This window comes from Enterococcus sp. AZ120, from assembly GCF_050546165.1.
Classification (GTDB): domain Bacteria; phylum Bacillota; class Bacilli; order Lactobacillales; family Enterococcaceae; genus Enterococcus; species Enterococcus faecalis.
Map to the genome: position 1 here is coordinate 2,048,857 of NZ_CP172950.1, position 21,249 is coordinate 2,070,105.

At 37.9% G+C, this 21,249-nt stretch carries 22 protein-coding genes; 1 reads left to right on the top strand and 21 read right to left on the bottom strand.

Annotated features, from left to right (window positions below):
• Nucleotides 1–5: 5 nt before the first annotated feature.
• From IGJ46_RS09780 to licT, 5 genes are all read right to left on the bottom strand, one after another.
• The gene (locus tag IGJ46_RS09780) at nt 6–683 is read right to left on the bottom strand and encodes a TetR/AcrR family transcriptional regulator (RefSeq protein WP_016627201.1); all 678 of its coding nucleotides are present in this window, start codon (nt 681–683) and stop codon (nt 6–8) included.
• A gap of 147 nt (nt 684–830) precedes the next feature.
• Nucleotides 831–1,400: a guanylate kinase gene (locus IGJ46_RS09785; RefSeq protein WP_016627202.1), complete on the bottom strand. Its 570-nt coding sequence runs from the start codon at nt 1,398–1,400 to the stop codon at nt 831–833.
• A 181-nt stretch (nt 1,401–1,581) separates the two neighbouring features.
• Nucleotides 1,582–3,027, bottom strand: a complete 1,446-nt coding sequence (locus IGJ46_RS09790; protein ID WP_010821044.1) for a glycoside hydrolase family 1 protein — start codon at nt 3,025–3,027, stop codon at nt 1,582–1,584.
• A gap of 24 nt (nt 3,028–3,051) precedes the next feature.
• Entirely contained in the window at nt 3,052–4,932 is a 1,881-nt protein-coding gene (locus IGJ46_RS09795; protein ID WP_010821045.1) for a beta-glucoside-specific PTS transporter subunit IIABC, read from the bottom strand.
• 162 nt (nt 4,933–5,094) lie between these two features.
• The gene (licT, locus tag IGJ46_RS09800) at nt 5,095–5,937 is read right to left on the bottom strand and encodes a BglG family transcription antiterminator LicT (RefSeq protein ID WP_002359608.1); all 843 of its coding nucleotides are present in this window, start codon (nt 5,935–5,937) and stop codon (nt 5,095–5,097) included.
• Between the two features lie 301 nt (nt 5,938–6,238).
• On the opposite strand from licT, the gene IGJ46_RS09805 reads away from it, so the two are divergent.
• The gene (locus tag IGJ46_RS09805) at nt 6,239–6,865 is read left to right on the top strand and encodes an FMN-dependent NADH-azoreductase (RefSeq protein WP_002367152.1); all 627 of its coding nucleotides are present in this window, start codon (nt 6,239–6,241) and stop codon (nt 6,863–6,865) included.
• Between the two features lie 61 nt (nt 6,866–6,926).
• Here the strand turns inward: IGJ46_RS09805 and IGJ46_RS09810 are convergent, their stop codons facing one another.
• The 16 genes from IGJ46_RS09810 to IGJ46_RS09885 form a co-directional block, all read right to left on the bottom strand.
• Complete coding sequence (locus tag IGJ46_RS09810) at nt 6,927–8,096, bottom strand: AI-2E family transporter (protein WP_002381494.1); 1,170 nt, start codon at nt 8,094–8,096, stop codon at nt 6,927–6,929.
• A 4-nt stretch (nt 8,097–8,100) separates the two neighbouring features.
• Nucleotides 8,101–8,469 (bottom strand): PTS glucitol/sorbitol transporter subunit IIA, encoded by a 369-nt coding sequence (locus IGJ46_RS09815; RefSeq protein ID WP_002356567.1) that lies wholly within the window; start codon nt 8,467–8,469, stop codon nt 8,101–8,103.
• Between the two features lie 127 nt (nt 8,470–8,596).
• Nucleotides 8,597–8,773, bottom strand: coding sequence for a DNA-directed RNA polymerase subunit beta (locus IGJ46_RS09820; RefSeq protein WP_002356564.1), 177 nt, complete (start codon nt 8,771–8,773; stop codon nt 8,597–8,599).
• Between the two features lie 13 nt (nt 8,774–8,786).
• A complete protein-coding gene (gene murA, locus IGJ46_RS09825) occupies nt 8,787–10,088 on the bottom strand; it encodes a UDP-N-acetylglucosamine 1-carboxyvinyltransferase (RefSeq protein ID WP_002356562.1) in 1,302 nt (433 codons plus the stop codon).
• 102 nt (nt 10,089–10,190) lie between these two features.
• Complete coding sequence (locus IGJ46_RS09830; protein ID WP_002356560.1) at nt 10,191–10,427, bottom strand: DUF1146 family protein; 237 nt, start codon at nt 10,425–10,427, stop codon at nt 10,191–10,193.
• A 188-nt stretch (nt 10,428–10,615) separates the two neighbouring features.
• On the bottom strand, nt 10,616–11,035 hold the full coding sequence (locus tag IGJ46_RS09835) for a F0F1 ATP synthase subunit epsilon (protein WP_002356559.1): 420 nt from the start codon (nt 11,033–11,035) through the stop codon (nt 10,616–10,618).
• Between the two features lie 16 nt (nt 11,036–11,051).
• Nucleotides 11,052–12,458 (bottom strand): F0F1 ATP synthase subunit beta, encoded by a 1,407-nt coding sequence (gene atpD / locus IGJ46_RS09840; protein WP_002356558.1) that lies wholly within the window; start codon nt 12,456–12,458, stop codon nt 11,052–11,054.
• 73 nt (nt 12,459–12,531) lie between these two features.
• Nucleotides 12,532–13,440 carry a F0F1 ATP synthase subunit gamma gene (locus tag IGJ46_RS09845; protein ID WP_002359606.1) on the bottom strand — a complete coding sequence of 303 codons (909 nt, stop codon included), beginning with the start codon at nt 13,438–13,440 and terminating at the stop codon, nt 12,532–12,534.
• Between the two features lie 15 nt (nt 13,441–13,455).
• A complete protein-coding gene (gene atpA, locus IGJ46_RS09850) occupies nt 13,456–15,012 on the bottom strand; it encodes a F0F1 ATP synthase subunit alpha (protein WP_002356555.1) in 1,557 nt (518 codons plus the stop codon).
• Between the two features lie 28 nt (nt 15,013–15,040).
• Complete coding sequence (gene atpH / locus IGJ46_RS09855; protein WP_002356554.1) at nt 15,041–15,583, bottom strand: ATP synthase F1 subunit delta; 543 nt, start codon at nt 15,581–15,583, stop codon at nt 15,041–15,043.
• On the bottom strand, nt 15,570–16,100 hold the full coding sequence (gene atpF / locus IGJ46_RS09860) for a F0F1 ATP synthase subunit B (protein ID WP_002365031.1): 531 nt from the start codon (nt 16,098–16,100) through the stop codon (nt 15,570–15,572). The genes atpH and atpF overlap by 14 nt, the downstream gene beginning before the upstream one ends.
• 137 nt (nt 16,101–16,237) lie before the next feature.
• Nucleotides 16,238–16,459 carry an ATP synthase F0 subunit C gene (gene atpE / locus IGJ46_RS09865; protein ID WP_002356552.1) on the bottom strand — a complete coding sequence of 74 codons (222 nt, stop codon included), beginning with the start codon at nt 16,457–16,459 and terminating at the stop codon, nt 16,238–16,240.
• Nucleotides 16,460–16,507: 48 nt separating this feature from the next.
• The gene (gene atpB, locus IGJ46_RS09870) at nt 16,508–17,227 is read right to left on the bottom strand and encodes a F0F1 ATP synthase subunit A (protein ID WP_002356551.1); all 720 of its coding nucleotides are present in this window, start codon (nt 17,225–17,227) and stop codon (nt 16,508–16,510) included.
• 302 nt (nt 17,228–17,529) lie between these two features.
• Nucleotides 17,530–17,994, bottom strand: a complete 465-nt coding sequence (gene smpB, locus IGJ46_RS09875) for an SsrA-binding protein SmpB (RefSeq protein WP_002356550.1) — start codon at nt 17,992–17,994, stop codon at nt 17,530–17,532.
• A 12-nt stretch (nt 17,995–18,006) separates the two neighbouring features.
• Nucleotides 18,007–20,376: a ribonuclease R gene (rnr, locus tag IGJ46_RS09880; RefSeq protein WP_002356549.1), complete on the bottom strand. Its 2,370-nt coding sequence runs from the start codon at nt 20,374–20,376 to the stop codon at nt 18,007–18,009.
• Nucleotides 20,376–21,149 carry an alpha/beta hydrolase gene (locus IGJ46_RS09885; protein ID WP_002384145.1) on the bottom strand — a complete coding sequence of 258 codons (774 nt, stop codon included), beginning with the start codon at nt 21,147–21,149 and terminating at the stop codon, nt 20,376–20,378. The genes rnr and IGJ46_RS09885 overlap by 1 nt, the downstream gene beginning before the upstream one ends.
• Nucleotides 21,150–21,249: the final 100 nt, after the last annotated feature.

Genomic DNA, 21,249 nt, shown 5'->3' on the forward strand with positions numbered 1-21,249 from the left:
TTTTGCTACTTATAAGCGCCATTTTTCAACCAATTTAATTTCATTTTTAATTGTTTGACTGCTTCAGTTGAATCATAGGCGGGATTTTCTCTTTGTTGACGATACCCGTCAACAATTGTTGAGAAAACGGCATGCATCGCCGTCTGCATGAACCATGTGAATTCTTTTGGCGTTTCAATGGTTAATTTCGAACGATCGATTATTTGATAAAGATGTTCTGCATAGGCAGCATGGCCTTTTCTTCCTCTATGCTTATGACAGTGCTGTTTCCTATTTTTTTCCTCTTCACCAGTCGCTAAATTATCTGTCACCCGACGTGAAGCACGATAGTCCATGTTGACAAATAAATTCCGATAGAAAGAAGCATTCTCTCCAGTTAGCACTTCGACAATCATTTTGGAGAAATAGACATCCATGGCTTCGATTAAATCGCCATCTTCCGCAATAATTTGTTTCTCTAAATCTCGTTCACTATTTTTTCTTAATGTCGCAAAGTAATAAAAATACAAATCTTCTTTGTTCTCAAAATATTGATAAAAGCTACCGCGAGGAATTTCCGCTAATTTAACAATATTTGCAATTGACGCTTCTTGTAAAGAATGGCGCGAAAATTCAATTTGCGCAGCATCTAATAAGCGTTGTTGCTTTTCTTCTGGCAAATGAAAAAACGTATTCGTAGGCATATTTGTGTTCCTCCCTTTTATGACACATTGTCATATGACACCATGTCATTATAGCACTCTCTATTCAGAATGCAAGTTTTTTACAAAAAAAATCAAGCACCTAGCAAGACAAAATTGATGTTAGATTCTGTCTCACCAGTTGCTTGATTAATAATAGTGTTTGATGCATTCTTGTAACAAGCCAGCGACCTCTTTTATAGGTCCATTGGCATCTATTCGTTGATAATTAGGATATTGTTCCAATTGGTTTTTGATAAGAATTTCTTGATCATAAAGGTTTAAACGTTCTTCAATAATTTTAGGATCAGATTCTCGTTGTTTTAAACGTTGATAAATATTTTCTTTTGAAACGTCAAAAAAAACTGGAATGACGGACTTGCCGAAACGCTCAAAGACCGCTTGAAAGCCTGGAAAAGTTAACGCATTATAGGCTGGATGCTCTTTCGTTGTTTCAACGATGGCAGCTACACCGACACCGTAATAGTTTCCATGGTAAAAATCATACTCCACTAACTGATTGGTTTCAATCAAGGCTTGAAAACTTGCTTTTGTTTCAAAATAGTAATCCACGCCATCCACTTCATCCAATCGCTTTTTCCTCGTAGTATGCGAGATAACTTTATAGTTTTTCGGAAAAACCTTACTTGTAATTGCGGTCTTGCCAGAACCACTCGGACCCATAATAACAAAAAATGGATGTTGTAATTGCTTAATCATTAGAAACGCTCCTCTCAGTTGTTTCTATTATAACGTATTGTGCACTATTTTGAAAAATTGACAAAAAAGAGCTTGGGCCAAAAATCACTTTGGATTTTTGGCCCAAGCTTAAAAATTAATAAACGGCGGGAACAGAAGCAACAACCTACTACGCTTATCTTGTTTTGTTTAATTACAATAACTAGTCTAAGTTTTGTCCATTAGTTTCAATAACTTGTTTGTACCAATTAAACGATTTTTTTTCATAACGGTTTTTAGTACCATTTCCTTCATCGTCTAAATCAACGTAAATAAACCCATACCGTTTACTCATTTCACCTGTGGAAGCACTGACTAAATCGATACAGCCCCACGGCGTATAGCCCATTAAATCGACGCCGTCTGCAACTGCTTCTGCCATTGCTTCAATATGACGACGTAAATAATCAATCCGATAGTCGTCTTCCACATAGAAATTTTCGTCTACTTTATCAATTGCACCTAAGCCGTTTTCCACAATAAATAAAGGTTTTTGATAACGATTATATAATTCATTTAGGGCAATTCGTAACCCTTCGGGATCAATTTGCCAACCCCATTCACTTGCTTCTAAGAAGGGATTTTTAACGCCGCCTAAAAGATTCCCATTTGCTGTATCGTTGGTAGTACCAGTAACATCGACAGCAGTCGACATATAATAACTAAAGCCAATGTAATCCACTGGGTATTCTTTTAATAATTCTAAATCTCCTTCTTCAATAACTAAGTCTTTCACAGCATATTTTTGATACATGCGTTCTGCGTATGCTGGATATTCACCACGAACTTGAACATCTGTACAATAATAATTAAACTCTTGGTTTTCAATCATTGTAGCAACTTGATTGACTGGATTCGAATCAATGCCATACGTTGTTGCATAAATAATCATACATCCAATTTGTAATTCTGGATTTAATTCATGGCCAATTTTTACAGCTTTACTACTTGCAACAAATTGATTATGCCATGCTTGGAAAATGTTTTGATAATCATTGGCTCCATTGCTTTTCACCAATCCTTGACTAAGTGCTGGGAAATGGAACGCTGAATTAATTTCATTGAATGTCATCCAATAGTTAACTTTTTGGTGGTAACGTGTTAAAACAGTTTCCGCAAAACGTTCATAAAAGTCAACTAATTGGCGATTTTTCCACCCGCCGTATTCTTTCGCTAAATGCAGTGGCATTTCATAATGAGAAATCGTAATTACTGGTTCAATGTTATAGCTTAAACATTCATCGATAACCGCATCATAAAATTTCAAGCCGGCTTCATTCGGTTGTGTTTCATCTCCTTGTGGAAAAATACGCGACCACGCAATTGAAAATCGATAACATTTGAAGCCCATTTTAGCAAACAACGCAATGTCCTCTTTAAAGCGATCATAGTGATCAATTCCTGTATGATTAGGGTAGCGATATTTCGTTTCGTCAATCGTCCAATCAAACGCTTCATCTCCTAAAATAGCGAAACGTTGTTTTCCTCCCGGCATCGCATCTGCCACAGATAACCCTTTACCATCGGCTAAGTAAGCCCCTTCTAATTGATTGGCTGCGGTCGCACCGCCCCATAAAAATCCTTTTGGAAATTTTGTCGTTGTTGTCATACTTGTTCCTCCTCCAATTGTCTTTTATTTAATAATGGCTAAAAAGTCTTCACCATGTAACACGTCTGTTTGGTTCATATCCAAAACATCTAAATAATCATTCGTATTCGTTACCACAATCGGTGTAACTACTGGATAACCAGCTTCTTTAATGGCAGCAATATCAAAAGTAACCAGCAAATCTCCTTTTTTAACAGAATCACCTTGTTTCACTGATAATTCAAAGCCTTTACCATCTAATTCGACCGTATCCATGCCAATATGCATTAATAATTCAACGCCCTCTGTTGTCGTCAAGCCAACAGCATGTCCTGTCGGAAATAATGTGGTGATTTCACCATCTGCGGGTGCATACAGTTTGCCTTCAGTCGGCTCAATTGCAACACCTTTTCCTAAAGCACCTGAAGCAAAAACAGGGTCTTGTACTTTTTCTAGCGGTAAAATTTCACCTTGAAGTGGACTTGCTAAAATAATTTTGTCTTCTTGATTCGTTTTTACAGGTGCCACCACCTTATCAGTTGCTGTTTTTTCAGTTGCTGTTTCTGGATTAGGTTGATCTTCAAAACGTAAGACAAACGTTAAGACAAACGCAATGATAAAGGCAATTCCGGCACCAATTGCACCAGTAATCATCGGTGCAGTATCTTTTGTCTCTGCAGGAATAAAGCCAGGCAAGCTCAACATACTAACCAAGCCAAACGTAAAGTTTTTCACGTGATTCATAGCCACAAATGCACCACCGATACCGCCACCAATACAAGCTGCAATAAATGGTTTTTTCAATGGTAAAGTCACGCCATATACAGTTGGTTCAGTAATTCCAAAAATAGTCGTAATACTTGAAGACAAAGCCAAACCTTTTAGTTTCACATTTTTTGTTAGGAAAAAGACAGCTAAAGCAGCCCCGCCTTGTGCAATAACGGCTGGTAATAACATCGGTACCATCGTATCGCCACCTTGTGTTAAGTTTAACATCATAATTGGTACAAAGCCCCAATGCATACCAAACATTACCAAGACTTGCCACAACGAACCCATTAATAACCCTGCGATAATTGGACTAAAAGCGTAAATTGCGTTGTATCCTTGTCCCAACCAATCGCCGATGACCGTCCCGATAGGACCAATAGCTAAGAAGGTAACAGGTGCCATAATAAGGAAAACAGCTAACGGAACGCAGATAATTTGTAGAAAACTCGGAATTACTTTTTTGAAGAAACGTTCTACATAACTTTGTGCAAAAACAGCCAAAATAATTGGTAAAACCGAAGAAGTATAGCCACTTGGCCCAATAATCACTGGAAGACCAGCAAAGCTAATTGTTTTGCCTGCTAAAGCAGTAATGCTGGGATGAACCAAGGCCATCGCCAAAGCAACCGCTAAAAAGGGATTAGTATTGAATTTTTTAGCAGCCGTAAACGCTAACATAATTGGTAAGAAAGTAAATAAACCATCTGCAATCGAAAAGAGAACAAGATATACGCCTGAAGTGTCAGCTAACCAGCCCATAGTTACAGCCAATGTTAAGAAGCCTTTTAGAACCCCAGCGCCGGCCATTGCACCTAAAAACGGTGTAAAAATAGAAGAAATAATATCAATTAAACGGTTAAAGATATTTCCGCCACTTTCTTTTTCTCTATTATCAGAATCATTACCTAGTCCACTGTTGGCCATCAAATCCTTATAGACATCACTAACGTGACTGCCAATAACCACTTGATATTGTCCTGCACTTTGAACTACCTGAATAACATCTGGGTCAGCATTCAATGCAGCTGTATCTGCTTTATTTTCATCTTTTAATTTAAAACGTAAGCGTGTAGCACAGTGAACAACACTATTAACGTTGCCTTCGCCCCCAACAGCTTTTAACACACGTGCTGCAATTTCTTGATTTTTACTCATCTCTAGATCCTCATTTCCATTAATTTTTAATATCAAAAAAACCTACATTGAAAAAGAGCCAGATCCTTCTCTTCACAGCTGCGCAGTCTGCGAAAATCGTTATCGGTTTTTTCAATCTAGGTTTTGCCTGCATTATCAGTAACAATCCGCGATTATTGGTTGTTATGCTTTTTTATCATTGACCACTCTTTGGATATGAATGGTTAAATAAATCATTTCCGCTTGATCAATTGGTCGATCATAGCTTTTTAATAAATACTCATTAATACGTTGGACCGCTTGAAACGCCTTAGGATACTTTCCTTGGACCAATGCAAAAAGAAATTCGTCCTCCTCATCATGCGCTTCTTGTTTTAAATAACGTTGCGCAAAATATTGAAGATGTGTAACAATTCGTTGATAGTTCAATGAATCTTCATCAAACACCTGTCCAAAGTAGCGACTAATAATCGTTAAAATATCACGAACCATCTTGGTTGCTTCCATGGTAACTTCCATATTGCCATTTCCTTGTTCAGCATTCACAATATGAAAAGCAATGAAGCCCGCTTCATTTTCTGAAAATTGAACCCCTAGCTTTTCAGCAATAATCGCTAATGCTTGCTTTGCGATTTCAAATTCTTTAGGATAAAATTTGCGTGTTTCGAATACAAGAGGATTCGGAATATCAATTCCTTCTTTGGCTCGAAGTAACGCATAGTGAATATGATCCGTTAAAGTTAAATAAATATTTGATGAAAGCTCAATCGCTAGCGTTGTTTCTGCTAAATCAACGATTTGTTTGACGACTTCTACTTCTTTGGTGGGGACGTCTTCAAACAGCTGCTGGAATTGCCCTGCCATAGCGGAGTCCTTTAACACGAATTCCTTTTCAACATAATCTGGATTGATCGTGTCTCCAATCTTCTTTTGAAAGGCTAAGCCGCGTCCCATATAAACAATTTCTTCGCCTTGCTCATTTCTTGAAAGCACGACATTATTATTTAAAACTTTTTCAATCCTCATGATGAATGCAACCTCACTTTTTTATAAAAAAAGCCCAGAATCCCTCCACTGATTGTGTTAATGGAAGACTCTGGTTTTGCCTGCAAAGCAGTAACAATCCTTATTTACAAAGTAATAATAGCATGCTTTTTTTTAATATGCAAGCCTTTCCAAAAAAATATTTTTATTTATTTTTTACTCTGTTGATCCATTTTAAAAAAAAGTTTACTAAAAGTAAAAAAAAGACTTGCTTTCTCTTACTTTTTATTAGTAAAATAGAGATGTTGAATTTTTAAACTATTTATTTTAAGGAGATTACACAATGTCAAAATTATTAGTTGTTAAAGCACATCCATTAACAAAAGAAGAATCACGCTCAGTTCGTGCGTTAGAAACATTTTTAGCTTCATACCGTGAAACAAATCCATCAGACGAAATCGAAATTTTAGATGTTTATGCCCCAGAAACAAACATGCCGGAAATCGATGAAGAATTATTATCTGCTTGGGGTGCACTTCGCGCTGGCGCAGCATTTGAAACATTAAGCGAAAACCAACAACAAAAAGTGGCTCGTTTTAATGAATTAACTGATCAATTTTTATCTGCAGACAAAGTAGTAATTGCTAATCCAATGTGGAACTTAAACGTACCAACACGCTTAAAAGCTTGGGTAGATACAATCAACGTTGCTGGAAAAACATTCCAATATACTGCAGAAGGACCAAAACCTCTAACAAGTGGTAAAAAAGCCTTACACATCCAATCAAATGGCGGCTTCTACGAAGGAAAAGATTTTGCTTCTCAATACATTAAAGCGATTCTAAACTTTATTGGCGTTGATCAAGTCGACGGATTATTCATCGAAGGAATCGATCATTTCCCTGATCGCGCGGAAGAACTTTTAAATACTGCCATGACCAAAGCAACTGAATACGGTAAAACATTCTAAATTTTCCGAGTGATTTACATCAAAAAGAGACAAGCAGTTCGTTCACTGCTTGTCTCTTTTGTTACGTAGATTCTTGTTGATCTGGCTTATCTTCATCATACAAACCGGAAACGATTTGGTACCATTCAAAAATGTGTGTAATTATCACCTTAGCTGCGGCATAAACAGGAATTCCTAAAATCACCCCGACAATCCCAAATAGTTTACCAGACGTTAATAAAACAACCAAAATGGTGACTGGATGAATGGATAACTGACTGCCTAGGACAAGTGGTGAAATAAACCGACCTTCGACCGTTTGCTCAATGGCAAAAACAATCAAGACTTTAATTAACAAAGCTGGCCCACTGACAATTCCTAAAAAGACTGCTGGAATCATGGCTAAAAATGACCCTAAATAAGGGATTAAATTTAAAAAGCCTGCTGCAATACCTAAAGTGACTGCATAATCTAAGCCAATGACAGAAAAACCAATCATAAACATAATTGCCACTGCGAAAGCGACAGTTAATTGTCCTCTAATATAAGAAGAGACTTGATCATTGACTTCTGCAAGAACTTTTAAGGTTGGTTTACGCATCTTCACTGGTAAAAACTTCATTAAATATGGCGCTAAGTTTTTGCCATCTTTCAGTAAATAAAATAGAATAAACGGCATCGTAATGATGGCGACAAAGATCGTAGCCACCGCCCCAAAGAAATTACCAATTCCTTGTACTGTGAACGTTGAGACGTTTTTAATGATGGTACCTAACGAACTGACAACTTTATCGCCTGCCGCTTCAAGTTGTTCTCTAAATTGCGCAAAAAGTGGATCACTTAATATTTCCTGCGATTTTTGATCAATTGTATCAATATATTGAGGAAAATGATTCACAAAGCTGACAGATTGCTCACGAATTTTAGGAACGATTACAATACCACCCCAAATGAGTAGTGCCACAATTAAAATAAATAGGCCGATAATACTCCAGACACGTGAGATTTGTTTTTTCTCTAAATAATCGACAATTGGATTTAATAAATAATATAAAATCCCCGCCATAATTACTGGTAAGCCGACAACGCCGAAAAACTGCCAGACGGGCTTAAATAAATAAGAAACTTTCGTAAAAGTTAGAATAATTAACAGCACCAATAAGACAATCAGTAAGGCTGTTACTACTTGATTATTTAAAAACCAACGCCAAAACCAAGACAGGCGTTTATCAGTCGTTTGTTTTTTATCCATTGATTCACGCTCCATTTACTAAATAATCAATTGTTGTTCCAATGGTTATCTTTGGTAACTGATGGGGCGTTAAATAAACACCATTTCGGATAACATCATCCTCATCGGTTGGTGCATCAGCAAAGATTAAAGTGCTGTGAGCGATACTTTGCAAGTTACTATTGGCAAAAGAACCCACTTTTGTGATTGTATAGTTTGTATCGCCAATTTTCAGATGATCTCCTTCTGCCAAGGTAACTTGGTCTTTTTCTGGGAATGATTGAATAACTGCATGTTGCTTCAAGGTATCGGTAGCAGTTTCTCCAAAAAGAATAATCATTTTTTCTGAATCATCGATTGCATGTTTGCCTATTTCTGTTACGGTTGCTTGCATCTTCCATCCCACTCCTTCATTATCTTACTTCTATTATTATAGCATAGAATAAAATAGATATTCAGGAAAAAGAAAAGGCGGTGAACAATCGTCAATTGACTTTTGTTCACCGCCTTAAAATAAGTTTTTATTTAAAGAAGTTCATAATATGAGTCCAAATTTTTTCATCAAAGACATCCATTGGATTCCCATTTCCAATCAAACCATAACCAATCATTGTTCCCACAACAAATAAGATAATGACTAACGAAATGACCACTAGAATTTTCAATAATGTTACTAAAATATAACGAAATGAACTCATACGTTTGACTCCTTTAGATTACTGTCGTTGCTTGTTTTTCTTCAATTTTTTCATCATTGACACGTTCAACGTTCGCGCCTAATTTTTGAAGTTTTTTATGGAACTCATAATAGCCACGATCTAAATATTTCAAATTAGAGACACGTGTAATGCCATTTGCACGTAACCCTACTAAAATCAATGCGGCAGCTGCCCGTAAATCAGTGGCTTCCACTGCTGCTCCTTGTAACTCGTTGCCGCCATTAATAACGGCAATGTTGCCGTCAATTTTTAAGTCAGCGTTCATTCGACGCATTTCCTCTAAGTGTTGGTAACGATTTTCAAAGACTGTTTCTGTCACGATGCTTGTTCCTTCAGCAAACATTTGGATCGCTGTCATTTGTGCTTGCATGTCTGTTGGGAAACCAGGATGCGGCATTGTCTTAACATCTGTTGGTTTTAGATGTTTTGGTCCAATTACACGGATGCCATTTTCTTCTTCTTCAATGATTGCACCCATTTCAGTTAATTTAGAAATTAGCGGACGATTATGTTCAGAAATTGCTTCTTCAATTAAAACATTGCCCTCAGTCATTGCTGCAGCTACCATGAACGTACCTGCTTCAATTCGATCTTGAACGATTGAATGCTCTACGGCATGTAATTTATCGACGCCTTCGATACGCATCGTTTCTGTTCCAGCACCGATAACATTGGCACCCATTTTGTTTAAAATGTTTGCTAAGTCAACGATTTCAGGTTCACGAGCAACGTTTTCAATGATGGTTGTTCCTTTCGCACGAACAGCAGCCATCATAATGTTTTGCGTAGCGCCGACACTTGGGAAGTCTAAGTAAATAGTGTTACCGATTAGTTCATCCGCAATTGCTTCAATATAACCATTTTTTTGGATGATTTTTGCACCTAATGCTTGGAAGCCTTTTAAGTGTAAATCAATTGGTCGTTTCCCAATGGCACAGCCACCTGGCATTGCCACTTTGGCATGACCATTACGAGCCAATAAAGGTCCCATTACAACGATAGAAGCACGCATTTTACTAACGTACTCATAGTTTGCTTCGATCCCTAAAGGTTGTGTTGCGTCTATTGTTACTTCATTCGCGTCTTCATCAAAATCAATGGCTACATTCAAATGCTTAATTACTTGATTCATTGTAAATACATCAGATAAAATTGGTACATTTTTTAAAGTAGTAACGCCTTCTTCAGCTAAAAGAGTAGCTGCTAAAATTGGTAAAACAGCGTTTTTGGCGCCTTCAATTTTTACAGTTCCTTCTAATTTTGTATTACCACCATGAACAATAATTTGTTCCATTTTGTTCCCCCCAAAAAAATGAGAATAGGTATTCCTATTCAAAATCTTTACTATTATACCATTATTCAACTAAAAATTGTACCTTTTTTTATTTTTCAATTTTTAAGGAAAATACACAATGAAAAGATTTCGACAAAGCGCAATCAATTCTAAAGCAAACGAGCTAACTGTGTATCCGATAGCGATGGCGAAAAATACCATCAGCATTCTAATTTGCGGTGTAAATTGGGTTTTGAAAAATTGCTCAATACGCAATGATTGCAACGCCCAAAAACTTATGTAAATGAACATAAGATGACTAACGATTCGAACAATAGCATCTACTCCATAGTATTGCATAAGGAGCCTCCTTTTTTCTAACGTAGGAACATTTTATCACAAAATAATAAAAACCGATAATTAATCCACTTGAAATGCCAAAATTTGACACTATTTATTAAAAAATACGAAGAAATAGAGTTTAAGGCAACTGACTCAATAGCAAGCGCCTTAAACTCTACAAAAGTGACTGAATCCTTCAGCCTTTTTTACCCATGTTTCGATACGTTGATCCGGTTGATTGCTCGATGCAAAGCAACAGTCGCACGACGTAGTTGATCGCGGTCGTCTTTTGCTTTGGCTTCTTCAATTAAACGTTCTGCACGTTGTTTTGCTCGTTCAGCACGAGGCACATCGATATCTCGTTCACGTTCGGCACTATCGGCAATAATAGAAACGACATTATCACGGACTTCCATGATACCACCATTTACAGCTACCCAGTCAACATGTGTATCTGAATCGGTCCGTTTGATGCGGACTTCATCAATCGCTAGCGGAACGATGATTGGCGCATGTTTTGGTAAAATACCAATTTCACCATCTGTTGTTTTCGCCACAACGATTTTTGCATGGTGGTCATAAACTAGACCATTTGGCGTTACTACATTCACAGTAAGACTATCCATTGTGTTTGCCGCCTTTCTAGTAGTTTAATTGTTTCGCTTTTTCGATGGCATCTTCAATTTTACCGACACTACGGAAGGCTTCTTCTGGCAGATTATCATGTTTACCTTCAAGAATTTCTTTAAAGCCACGAACTGTTTCCGCAACTGGTACATAAGAACCAGGTTGACCTGTAAATTGTTCAGCAACGTTAAAGTTTTGAGATAAGAAGAATTGAACACGGCGTGCGCGACCAACAAGTACTTTTTCGTCATCTGATAATTCGTCCATCCCTAAAATAGCGATGATATCTTGTAATTCACGGTAACGTTGTAAAATATGTTGCACTTCGGTAGCCACTTCGTAGTGTTCTTCTCCAACAATTTCAGGAGCCAAGGCACTAGAAGATGAAGCTAACGGATCTACCGCTGGATAAATCCCTTGTTCGGTTAATTTACGTTCCAAGTTAGTTGTTGCATCCAAATGGGCAAACGCTGTTGCTGGCGCTGGATCGGTATAGTCATCGGCTGGAACATAGATTGCTTGAATAGAGGTAATTGATCCTTTTTTCGTTGAAGTAATCCGTTCTTGTAATTGTCCCATTTCAGTCGCTAAGGTTGGTTGATAACCAACGGCTGACGGCATCCGACCTAAAAGGGCAGAAACTTCTGAACCGGCTTGGGTGAAACGGAAAATGTTATCAATAAATAATAGCACGTCTTGTCCTTCCACATCACGGAAATATTCAGCAATCGTTAACCCAGTTAAGGCCACACGCATCCGTGCACCTGGTGGTTCGTTCATTTGACCAAAAACCATGGCTGTTTTTTCAATAACGCCTGAATCTTTCATTTCATAGTACAGGTCGTTCCCTTCACGTGTCCGTTCACCAACACCAGTAAAGACGGAAATCCCTCCATGTTCTTGGGCAATATTATGAATTAATTCTTGAATTAAGACGGTTTTACCAACACCGGCACCACCGAAAAGTCCGACTTTACCACCTTTTAGATAAGGTGCTAATAAGTCAATAACTTTAATCCCTGTTTCTAAAATTTCATTACTGGTACTTAATTCATCAAATGCTGGCGCTTTTTTATGAATCCCACTACGTTCAGCATCTGCAGGGAATGGCGCTTCTAAGTCAATTGTGTCTCCTAAAACGTTAAACACACGACCCAATGTATCTTTACCAACAGGAACTGAAATTGATTTTCCTGTATCGATAACTTCCATTCCACGTTGTAAACCATCTGTCGATTCCATGGCGATAGAACGAATCACTCCATCACCTAGTTCTAAAGCGACTTCAAGTACTACTTTTTGTTTTGCTTCGCCATTTTTATAAACGACTAAAGCGTTGTTAATATCGGGTAAGGATTGATCTAATGAAAATTCCACGTCAACAACGGGACCGATTACTTGAACAATCTTTCCTGAACTCATAATTTCTTTCCTCCAGTCTTCATAAAGTCACACGCTTTGAACGTTTTTATAAACGTTCAAACGTAAGACTAGATTATTCTAGTGCAGCTGCACCAGCAACAATTTCTGTAATTTCTTGGGTAATCGCCCCTTGACGAGCACGGTTATAAGAAATTGTTAAATCGCTAATAATATTTTGCGCATTGTCAGTGGCTGTTTTCATGGCGGTCATCCCAGCAGCATGTTCTGCTGTTTTCGCATCAATGATCGCCCCATAAATTAAGCTTTCTGCATATTGTGGTAATAATTGATCCAAGATTGCTTCAGGTGAAGGCTCTAAAAGATATTCTTGTTCGTAAGAGGTCGCCTCTGATGGATCTAAATCAGTAATTGGCAACATTTTTTCCACACGAAACTGACTCGTTAGTGAGTTAACGTGGTGATTATAACAAACATACAATTCATCAAACACTTCGTTTTGGTACATAGTCGTTGCCGTTGTCACAATCTTACGGACTTCTTCAAACGTTGGTTGATCCGTTAAGCCTCTTAGCTCATAGGAAACATCGATTCCGCGTGCTTTAAAGAAATCCGCCCCTGTACCACCAATGGCGATTAAGGCATATTCTTTATTAGAATCATGGTCTTCTTGAATCATACTCATGGTTTGTTTTAAGATTGAGCTATTGTAGCCACCAACTAACCCTTTGTCAGAAGTGATAACGATATAGCCTGTTTTTTTGACAGGTCGTTGTGCTAACATCACATGATAGTTCCCTTCACTAAGAGAAGATTGTTCTGTTTCACGTAATTCACTTAACTGAGCAGCTACTAAATGCGTAACGACGCTACGAATTTTTGAAGAATATTCTTGAAAGCTTTTAGAGGCGCCTTCTGACTTGGTCAATTTGGCTGCAGAAACCATTTGCATCGCTTTGGTAATTTGGCTTGTCTTTTTTGTTGATGCAATGCGTTGTTTGATTTCATTTAATGAAGCACCCAATGTCGCTCACCTCTCTTATGCGTTATCGATTTTTTCTAAAGCTTCTTTGGCTGAATCTCCGCTATTGTTTGCCGCTGCAAACATTTCAGAAAACTCTGTAATCGCTGCATCTAATGCATCAGTATCTGGTAAGTCTTTCGTAGTACGAATGGTTTCCAATAAGTCTGCATGTTTGCCATCAAAATAATCGAATAAATCTTGTTCAAAGTGTAAAATTTTATCTACGCTCACGCTATCTAAAAAGCCGTGTGTTAACGCATATAAAATTAAGACTTGTTTTTCTACAGGCAGTGGCGCATGTAGTTTTTGTTTTAAAATTTCTACCGTACGACGACCACGGTTTAATTTAGCTTGTGTTGCCGCATCTAAATCAGAGCCAAATTGTGTAAAGGCTTCTAACTCACGGTAACTAGCTAAGTCTAAACGAAGCGTTCCGGCAACTTTTTTCATTGCTTTGATTTGCGCTGATCCTCCGACACGAGAAACAGATAACCCAGCATCAACGGCTGGACGAGTGCCTGCATAGAACAAGTCGCTTTCTAAGAAAATTTGTCCATCAGTGATTGAAATAACGTTTGTTGGAATATAAGCAGAAATATCGCCTGCTTGTGTTTCAACGAATGGTAAGGCTGTCATTGAACCGCCACCTAATTCATCACTTAATTTAGCTGCACGTTCTAACAAACGTGAGTGTAAATAGAAGACATCCCCTGGATAAGCTTCACGACCTGGTGGACGGCGTAATAGTAGAGAAAGTTCACGATAAGCCACGGCTTGTTTTGATAAGTCATCAAAAATAATTAAGACATGTTTGCCGTTATACATGAATTCTTCACCCATTGCAGTTCCTGCATATGGTGCAATGTAAAGTAATGGTGCTGGTTGTGAAGCCCCTGCAGTCACAACGATTGTATAATCTAAGGCACCAAATTTACGAAGTGTTTCTACTTGGTTACGAACAGTAGATTCTTTTTGACCAATCGCTACATAAATACAAATTACATCTTGTCCTTTTTGGTTAATAATTGTATCAATTGCAATCGATGTTTTCCCTGTTTTACGGTCTCCAATAACTAATTCCCGTTGTCCACGACCAATTGGTACGAGGGCATCAATGGCTTTTAAGCCAGTTTGCATTGGTTCAGCAACAGATTGACGTTGCATAACACCGGGAGCTGTTGCTTCCACAGGACGTGTTTTGTCTGTTTTAATTTCGCCTAAACCATCTAATGGTTGACCTAATGGATTAACAACACGGCCAATCAAAGCTTCCCCAACGGGTACTTCCATGATTTTGCCTGTGCGTTGTACTTTATCTCCTTCACGAATGGTTTCAAAATCGCCAAGGATAATAATCCCTACATCATTTGTTTCTAAGTTTTGTGCCATTCCGTATGAACCGTTTGAAAACTCAACAAGTTCTCCACTCATGGCATTTTCTAAACCGTGGGCGCGGGCAATTCCGTCACCGACGTAAGTGACTGTTCCAACTTCTTCAACAGCAAGCTGTTGTTGATAGTTTTCGATTTGTTCTTTAATCAAGGCACTGATTTCTTCTGCTTTGATAGCCATTCAATTCACCTCTTTGTAGTCCTAAAGATTATTTTAATAACTTCTGCTGCATATGTTCTAATTGTTTGCGGATGCTGCCATCGATTACTTGATGGTTTGCTTCAATAACCACTCCGCCGACAATTGACGGGTCAATTAAATTGACTAAATGCGCTTGTTCATACCCTAATAATTGGGCAGCTTTTTCTTCCATTGCTTGATGTTGTTCTTTTGATAAAGGAATGGCTGTTGTCACTGAACCCAAAATTAGTCCTTGGTGCTCATCATAACGTCGTTCATATTCATCAATCATCAAGAGCAGATCGTACATGCGACGATATTCGTAAACCACTCGCAAAAAGTTTTGCATCATTTCACTAAAACCTGTTACTAGTTTTTCCATGATGCTGTCTTTTTCATAAGGCTCTAAGCGATCATCACTTAAAATATCGCCAATACCAGGTACTTGGTGATAGACTTCGCGAAGCGTCAATAATTCTTGATAAATTGCTTCAGCTTGGTTCTTTTCAACTGCCAACTCAAACAAAGCCTTGCCGTAGCGTTTACCAACTGTATATTTATCTAGTTTCATTTGCTTTACCTAAACTTTCAATATAAGAATCAATCAATGCTTCATGTGCATCTGGTGTTAATTCTTTATTTAAAATTTTGGCTGCAATTTGAAGAGAAAGATCTGCCACTTCATTTTTTACTGAAGACAATGCTTCTTCACGTTCTTGAGAAATATCTGTCCGAGCTTTTTCGCGTAAGCGAGTAACTTCCGCAGTTGTTTCTTTTAATGTTTTTTGGCGAGTCTGTTCTCCACTTTCTTTCGCGTTTTTAATAATTTCAGCTGCTTCTGATCTGGAAGAAAGTAATTGTTGTTGACGTTCTTTTTCCATTTTCGCTGCTGCTACGCGAGATTGTTCTGCAGAGTCTAAATCGTTGGCAATTTTTTCTTCACGTTGTGTCAAAATATCTACGATTGCTCCCCATGCATATTTCTTTAATAAGAGCATCAAGATTAAAAATGCACCACTGACAACAATCATCGTGCCTAGTGTGGTACTAGGAGCCGTTTCACCGACTACCAATGTAGTAAGTAGCATGAAGTCTCAACTTCCTTTCCTGCAAAAATCGATTTAGCTTCTTCAACTGCTTTATCACCAGCTATTGAAAAGGCTAAAGATAGAAGAAAGCAGTGACGGTCCCGATAATAATCAGCGTCCTGCCTCCATTTTATTGCTTATCTGAATAAAAGTAATAAAGAAACAACGACACCTAAAATTGGCACAGCTTCGATTAAAGCGACCCCGATAAACATTGTTGTTCTTAATTGACCAGACATTTCTGGTTGACGAGTCATTGACTCGATTGTTTTTGAAATAACTTGTCCGTTACCGATAGCGGCTCCGATAGCTGAACCGAAAATTGCAATTGCTGCTGCGATAAAATTTAATCCTTCCATTGTGTAAAATCCTCCTAAAAGATAATTTTTGTCCTTCGTATTTCTTGATTATTCTTCTGTTTCAATTTTGTGTGACATATAAACCATTGAAAGTGTCACAAAGATAAACGCTTGGATACATCCAATAAAGATTGAGAATGCTACCCAAATCATTTCTAGCGGAATTGCTAGTGGGATAACCCATAATCCGACGCTTGCTACGGTTCCAGCAATCAAGCCCAAGAGAACTTCGCCGGCAAAAATGTTTCCGTACAAACGCAAGCCTAATGTTAATAGATTCGTGAATTCTTCCATTAATTTTACCGGTAGTAAGAAACCAACGGGTCTTAAATAACTATTAACTAGATAGCCTTTAAAACCAAAGCGTTTCATACCAAAGAAGTGTGTTAAGACAATCATCATCATCGCTAACGTTAAGGTTACGATTGGATCGGCGGTTGGACTTTTCCAAACGCTGAGATCGTCGCCCACAACGATTTTTGTAACGAGACCCAAGATGTTTGAAACAAGCACAAACATGAAAAGGGTAAACGCCATTAAATGAAAATTGCTCACTTCTTTACGAGGTAAATTGTCTGTAATGATTCCACGAATAAAATCTACTAACCATTCGATGACCGTTTGTTTGCCTTTAGGTCGTAGCTTCATATTTCTCGTACAAGCATAGACAAAGGCGAAAACAATGATACACGTCAACAGCACCATCAAAACAATGGTTCCATCAAACCAAATTGGTCCGATATTGAAGAGTAATTTCTTCTCTTCCAAATCAATTCACCTCTTTTCCAACAATCTTTCAGAAGTTTCATCCTACTCCTGAGTGATAATCCCTGGCAAAGCTATCGTACCACCACTTGTTGATAATTTACAAATAGTTTACTTTTAAAATTTCATGTGTTGAAAATTGGTTGGAAAACCTTTTCCATAAACCAATCTAATGCAGGGTGGTACTGCTTTCCGAAGCGATTAAAAAATGAATCATTTACATTCATTTACTCAACACTTACCAGATTTTACACCTAATCCGAAGAAAGGCAAGCAAATATGCGAAAAAGAATAAATTTACATTTTTAACGTCGGTTATTTTTTAATGTTCGGCTGATTTGTCGGTCAACTTCCTTACGTTTCAAGTCTTCACGCTTGTCGTACTGCTTTTTCCCTTTAGCTAAACCAATCAAAACTTTGGCATAGCCGTCTTTAATATAGACCTTTAAAGGTACTAATGTGATACCTGTATTTTTGGTTTCGCCGATTAACTTATTAATTTGTTTTTTGTGTAATAATAATTTTCTGGTACGTAATGGGTCATGATTAAAAATATTGCCTTGTTCATATGGACTAATATGAACGTTATACAAAAAGGCTTCTCCGTTTCGAATTCGCGCAAAACCATCTTTTAAATTGATACGACCATTTCGAATAGATTTGATTTCTGTTCCTTGTAAAACAAGCCCAGCTTCAACCGTATCGATAATTGAATAATCATGTCTAGCTTTGCGGTTTTGTGCGATTAATTTTCCTTCCCCTTTTGGCATAAGCGACCTCCTCTACTTCTTCTTTTTCCCTTTTTTATTTTTTTGTTTCATTGCTTCTTTATAAAAAGGTTGTTTTTTACCTTTGCCTTTTTTCTTATTTTTCTTTTTCTTACCATCAAATGATTCATCTTTTTTATTTCTTCGTTGATTATTTGAACGAGTTGAAGAATTGGCTTTACCTTTTTTACGTCCTTTTGGTCCTTCGACTGGCGCGACTTCCTCAGCTGAAATCAATTCAAAATCAACTTCTCTTGTTTCTGGATCAGCTTTTTCAACACGGATTTGAACTTTCTGACCAATTTTCAAAGTCATTCCCGTCCGTTCACCAACTAACGCCATATGATTTTCAATAAAGTGGAAATAATCTTGTTTTAAGTTGTTCACGTGAATCAAGCCTTCTATTGTATTAGGCAGTTCCACAAAGATACCAAATTTTGTGACTGAGCTGATAATCCCGTCATACGTTTCTCCCACTTTATCTACCATAAATTCGGCTTTCTTCATGGCGTCCACTTCACGCTCTGCATCAACTGCGCGACGTTCCATACTTGAACTATGGTTGGCAATTTCTGGTAATGCTTCGTTCCATTTTTCTTGATTTTTTTCAGATTGATCTTGGCTATAGCTGCGAATCAAACGATGCACAATTAAATCTGGATAACGACGTATTGGTGAAGTGAAATGCGTATAATATTCAGCAGCCAACCCATAGTGTCCGTAGTTGTCTTCTGAGTATTTCGCTTGTTGCATACTTCTTAGCAACATCGTATTGATAACCACTTCTTCTGGCTTATTTTCAACTTGCTCTAAAACTTTTTGTAAATCTTTCGGTGAAATGTTTTCTTTTGTTCCTTTAACAAGAATGCCAAGTACTGCAGCAAAATCAAAGAAACGTTGCATTTTTTCTTCTTTTGGTTGTTCATGAATCCGATAAATAAATGGCAGTTTTAAGTCATGATAATGACGCGCCACAGTTTCATTCGCTGCCAACATAAAGGATTCAATTAATCGTTCACCCACGCCACGCGTGCGTAAAAGAATATCTTGGGGATGACCATTTTCATCAACTAGGACTTTGGCTTCACGATCTTCAAAAGAAATCGCACCACGGCGCATACGCATCTCTTCTAATATATGGTGCAGCTCGCCCATCTCTTTAAACATGGGAACTAGCTCTTTGTAGCGTTCTAACGTTTCAGGTTTTTGCTCTTCTAAAATTTCATTGACTGCTGTATAGGTCATTCGCTCCGTTGTTTGGATTACACTTTGGAAAATTTCATGCGAAATAACTTCTCCTTCTGGTGTAATTTCCATCTCACAACTCATGGTTAAACGTGGAACATGTGGGTTTAGCGAACAAATCCCATTCGATAATCGCTGCGGAATCATTGGCACAACTCGGTCTGTCAAATAGACACTTGTACCACGTTCATACGCTTCCATATCCAATTGGCTTCCTTCAGTTACATAATAAGAAACATCTGCAATATGCACCCCTAAAAAGAAATTGCCATTTGCTAACTTTTGTACCGTTACCGCATCATCTAAATCTTTTGCATCTTCTCCATCAATCGTCACAATCAACTGATCACGTAAATCCCGACGACCGACTAAATCGCTTTCTGCAATAGTTTCTGGTACTTGGTCCGCTTCAGCTAAAACTTCGTCAGGAAATGCTGTGGGAATTCCATGAGCCACCACGATTGATAAAATATCCATTCCTGGATCATTTTTATGACCAATCACTTGTTTGACTAGTCCTTCCATACTCGTTGGATATTCTTGATCTGGATAATAGGTAATTTCAGCAATGACAATGCTACCATCTACTGGCTTAATCCCTTCAGGTGCAATTGATACAGTATACTGATTCAATTTCTTATCTTTGGGAATCATGTAGCCATACAGTCCCATTTCTGCCATTTCTTCTTCACTATATGCCACAAATTCTCCGACAACTTGGCTCACTGCTCGCTCTTTAATTTCTTTGACTTTACCTTCTGCGCCGCGATCTGAAAAAGGATCCGCATGTTGGATCACATCGATTAAAACCGTGTCCCCATCCATTGCAAAGTTCGTTGCCTCTTTAGGAATATAAACATCTGGTTCTTCAGGATCGATGGTCACGAAACCAAAGCCTCGTTCATTTGCACGAAACGTTCCTTCTATTAATAAGTCTTTCATTGGTAACAGGACTTTGCCTTTTTTGTTGAAACTAACTGACTTTTCTCGTTCCATTTGTGCAATGGTTTGCACTAAAATTTTAAAATCTGAACTTTTTTCTAAATTCAAGCCTTGTGCAATTTCTTCCATTGAAAAGCTTTTCTTTTTTTGGCTTTCCATGAAATGTAAAATTTGCTCTTTAATTGTTTGTTTTGTCATTATTTCTCCTCATTCCAAGGTAGTGTTGCTAAAAATTGCACCACATCTTGCTCTAATTGTTTGTGTTCTCCACTCACCGTAATGACATGTCCGCTGTTTGGGTACCATTGTAAGGTCACACGTGCTTGTGTTAGCGCTTGGGCCGTTTGATAGACGCCCATTGGCTCAATCATTTCATCTTTGCCAGCTTGCGCTAAGAAAAGAGGTGCGTGGATTTTGTTTAGTTTGTCAGCCGTCTGACTAGCAATCGTTTCAATCGCTCCTAATTGTTGTTTGACTCGTTGCTCAATCGATTGCAACCGGCTTTGTTGTTCCTCTGCAGGAACTTCTGCGATTTTCATCACATTTTCTGCGTATAATACGAAATTTTCTGGGACTTTATTTTCGACAGGGTAGATAGGTGAACAGAAAAATCCACCACCAATTAATCCTGTTAATTGTTCCGTTAATGCATGCATACTGAAAATCCCGCCCATTGATAAACCAAAAATGGCAATTTCTTGGTAACCTCTTTCTCTCAAAAAAGCGACTGCTTCTTGTGTATCTTGCCACCATTGTTCCGTTGTTTGATCTAAAATATCTTCAGGAACTAGCGTGCCATGTCCTGAAAAATTAGGCGAATAGACAGTATAATTTTCTTTTTCTAAACGTCTGCTTAACATCCGTACATCATTACTGCTGCCAGAATAAGCGTGTAATAAAAGGACCGCCCGTTTTCCTTTTTCTGAAAATAACGGCTTCGGTAAATTGATTTTTTTTGCCACTTCGCTCACCTCAGCTTCATTCTATCATATTCTCAAAAGAAAACCTTCCGAAATGATAAGTTTCAAAGACTTTTTCAGAAAGAAAAAGAACAGAAAAATAAGTGTCCGC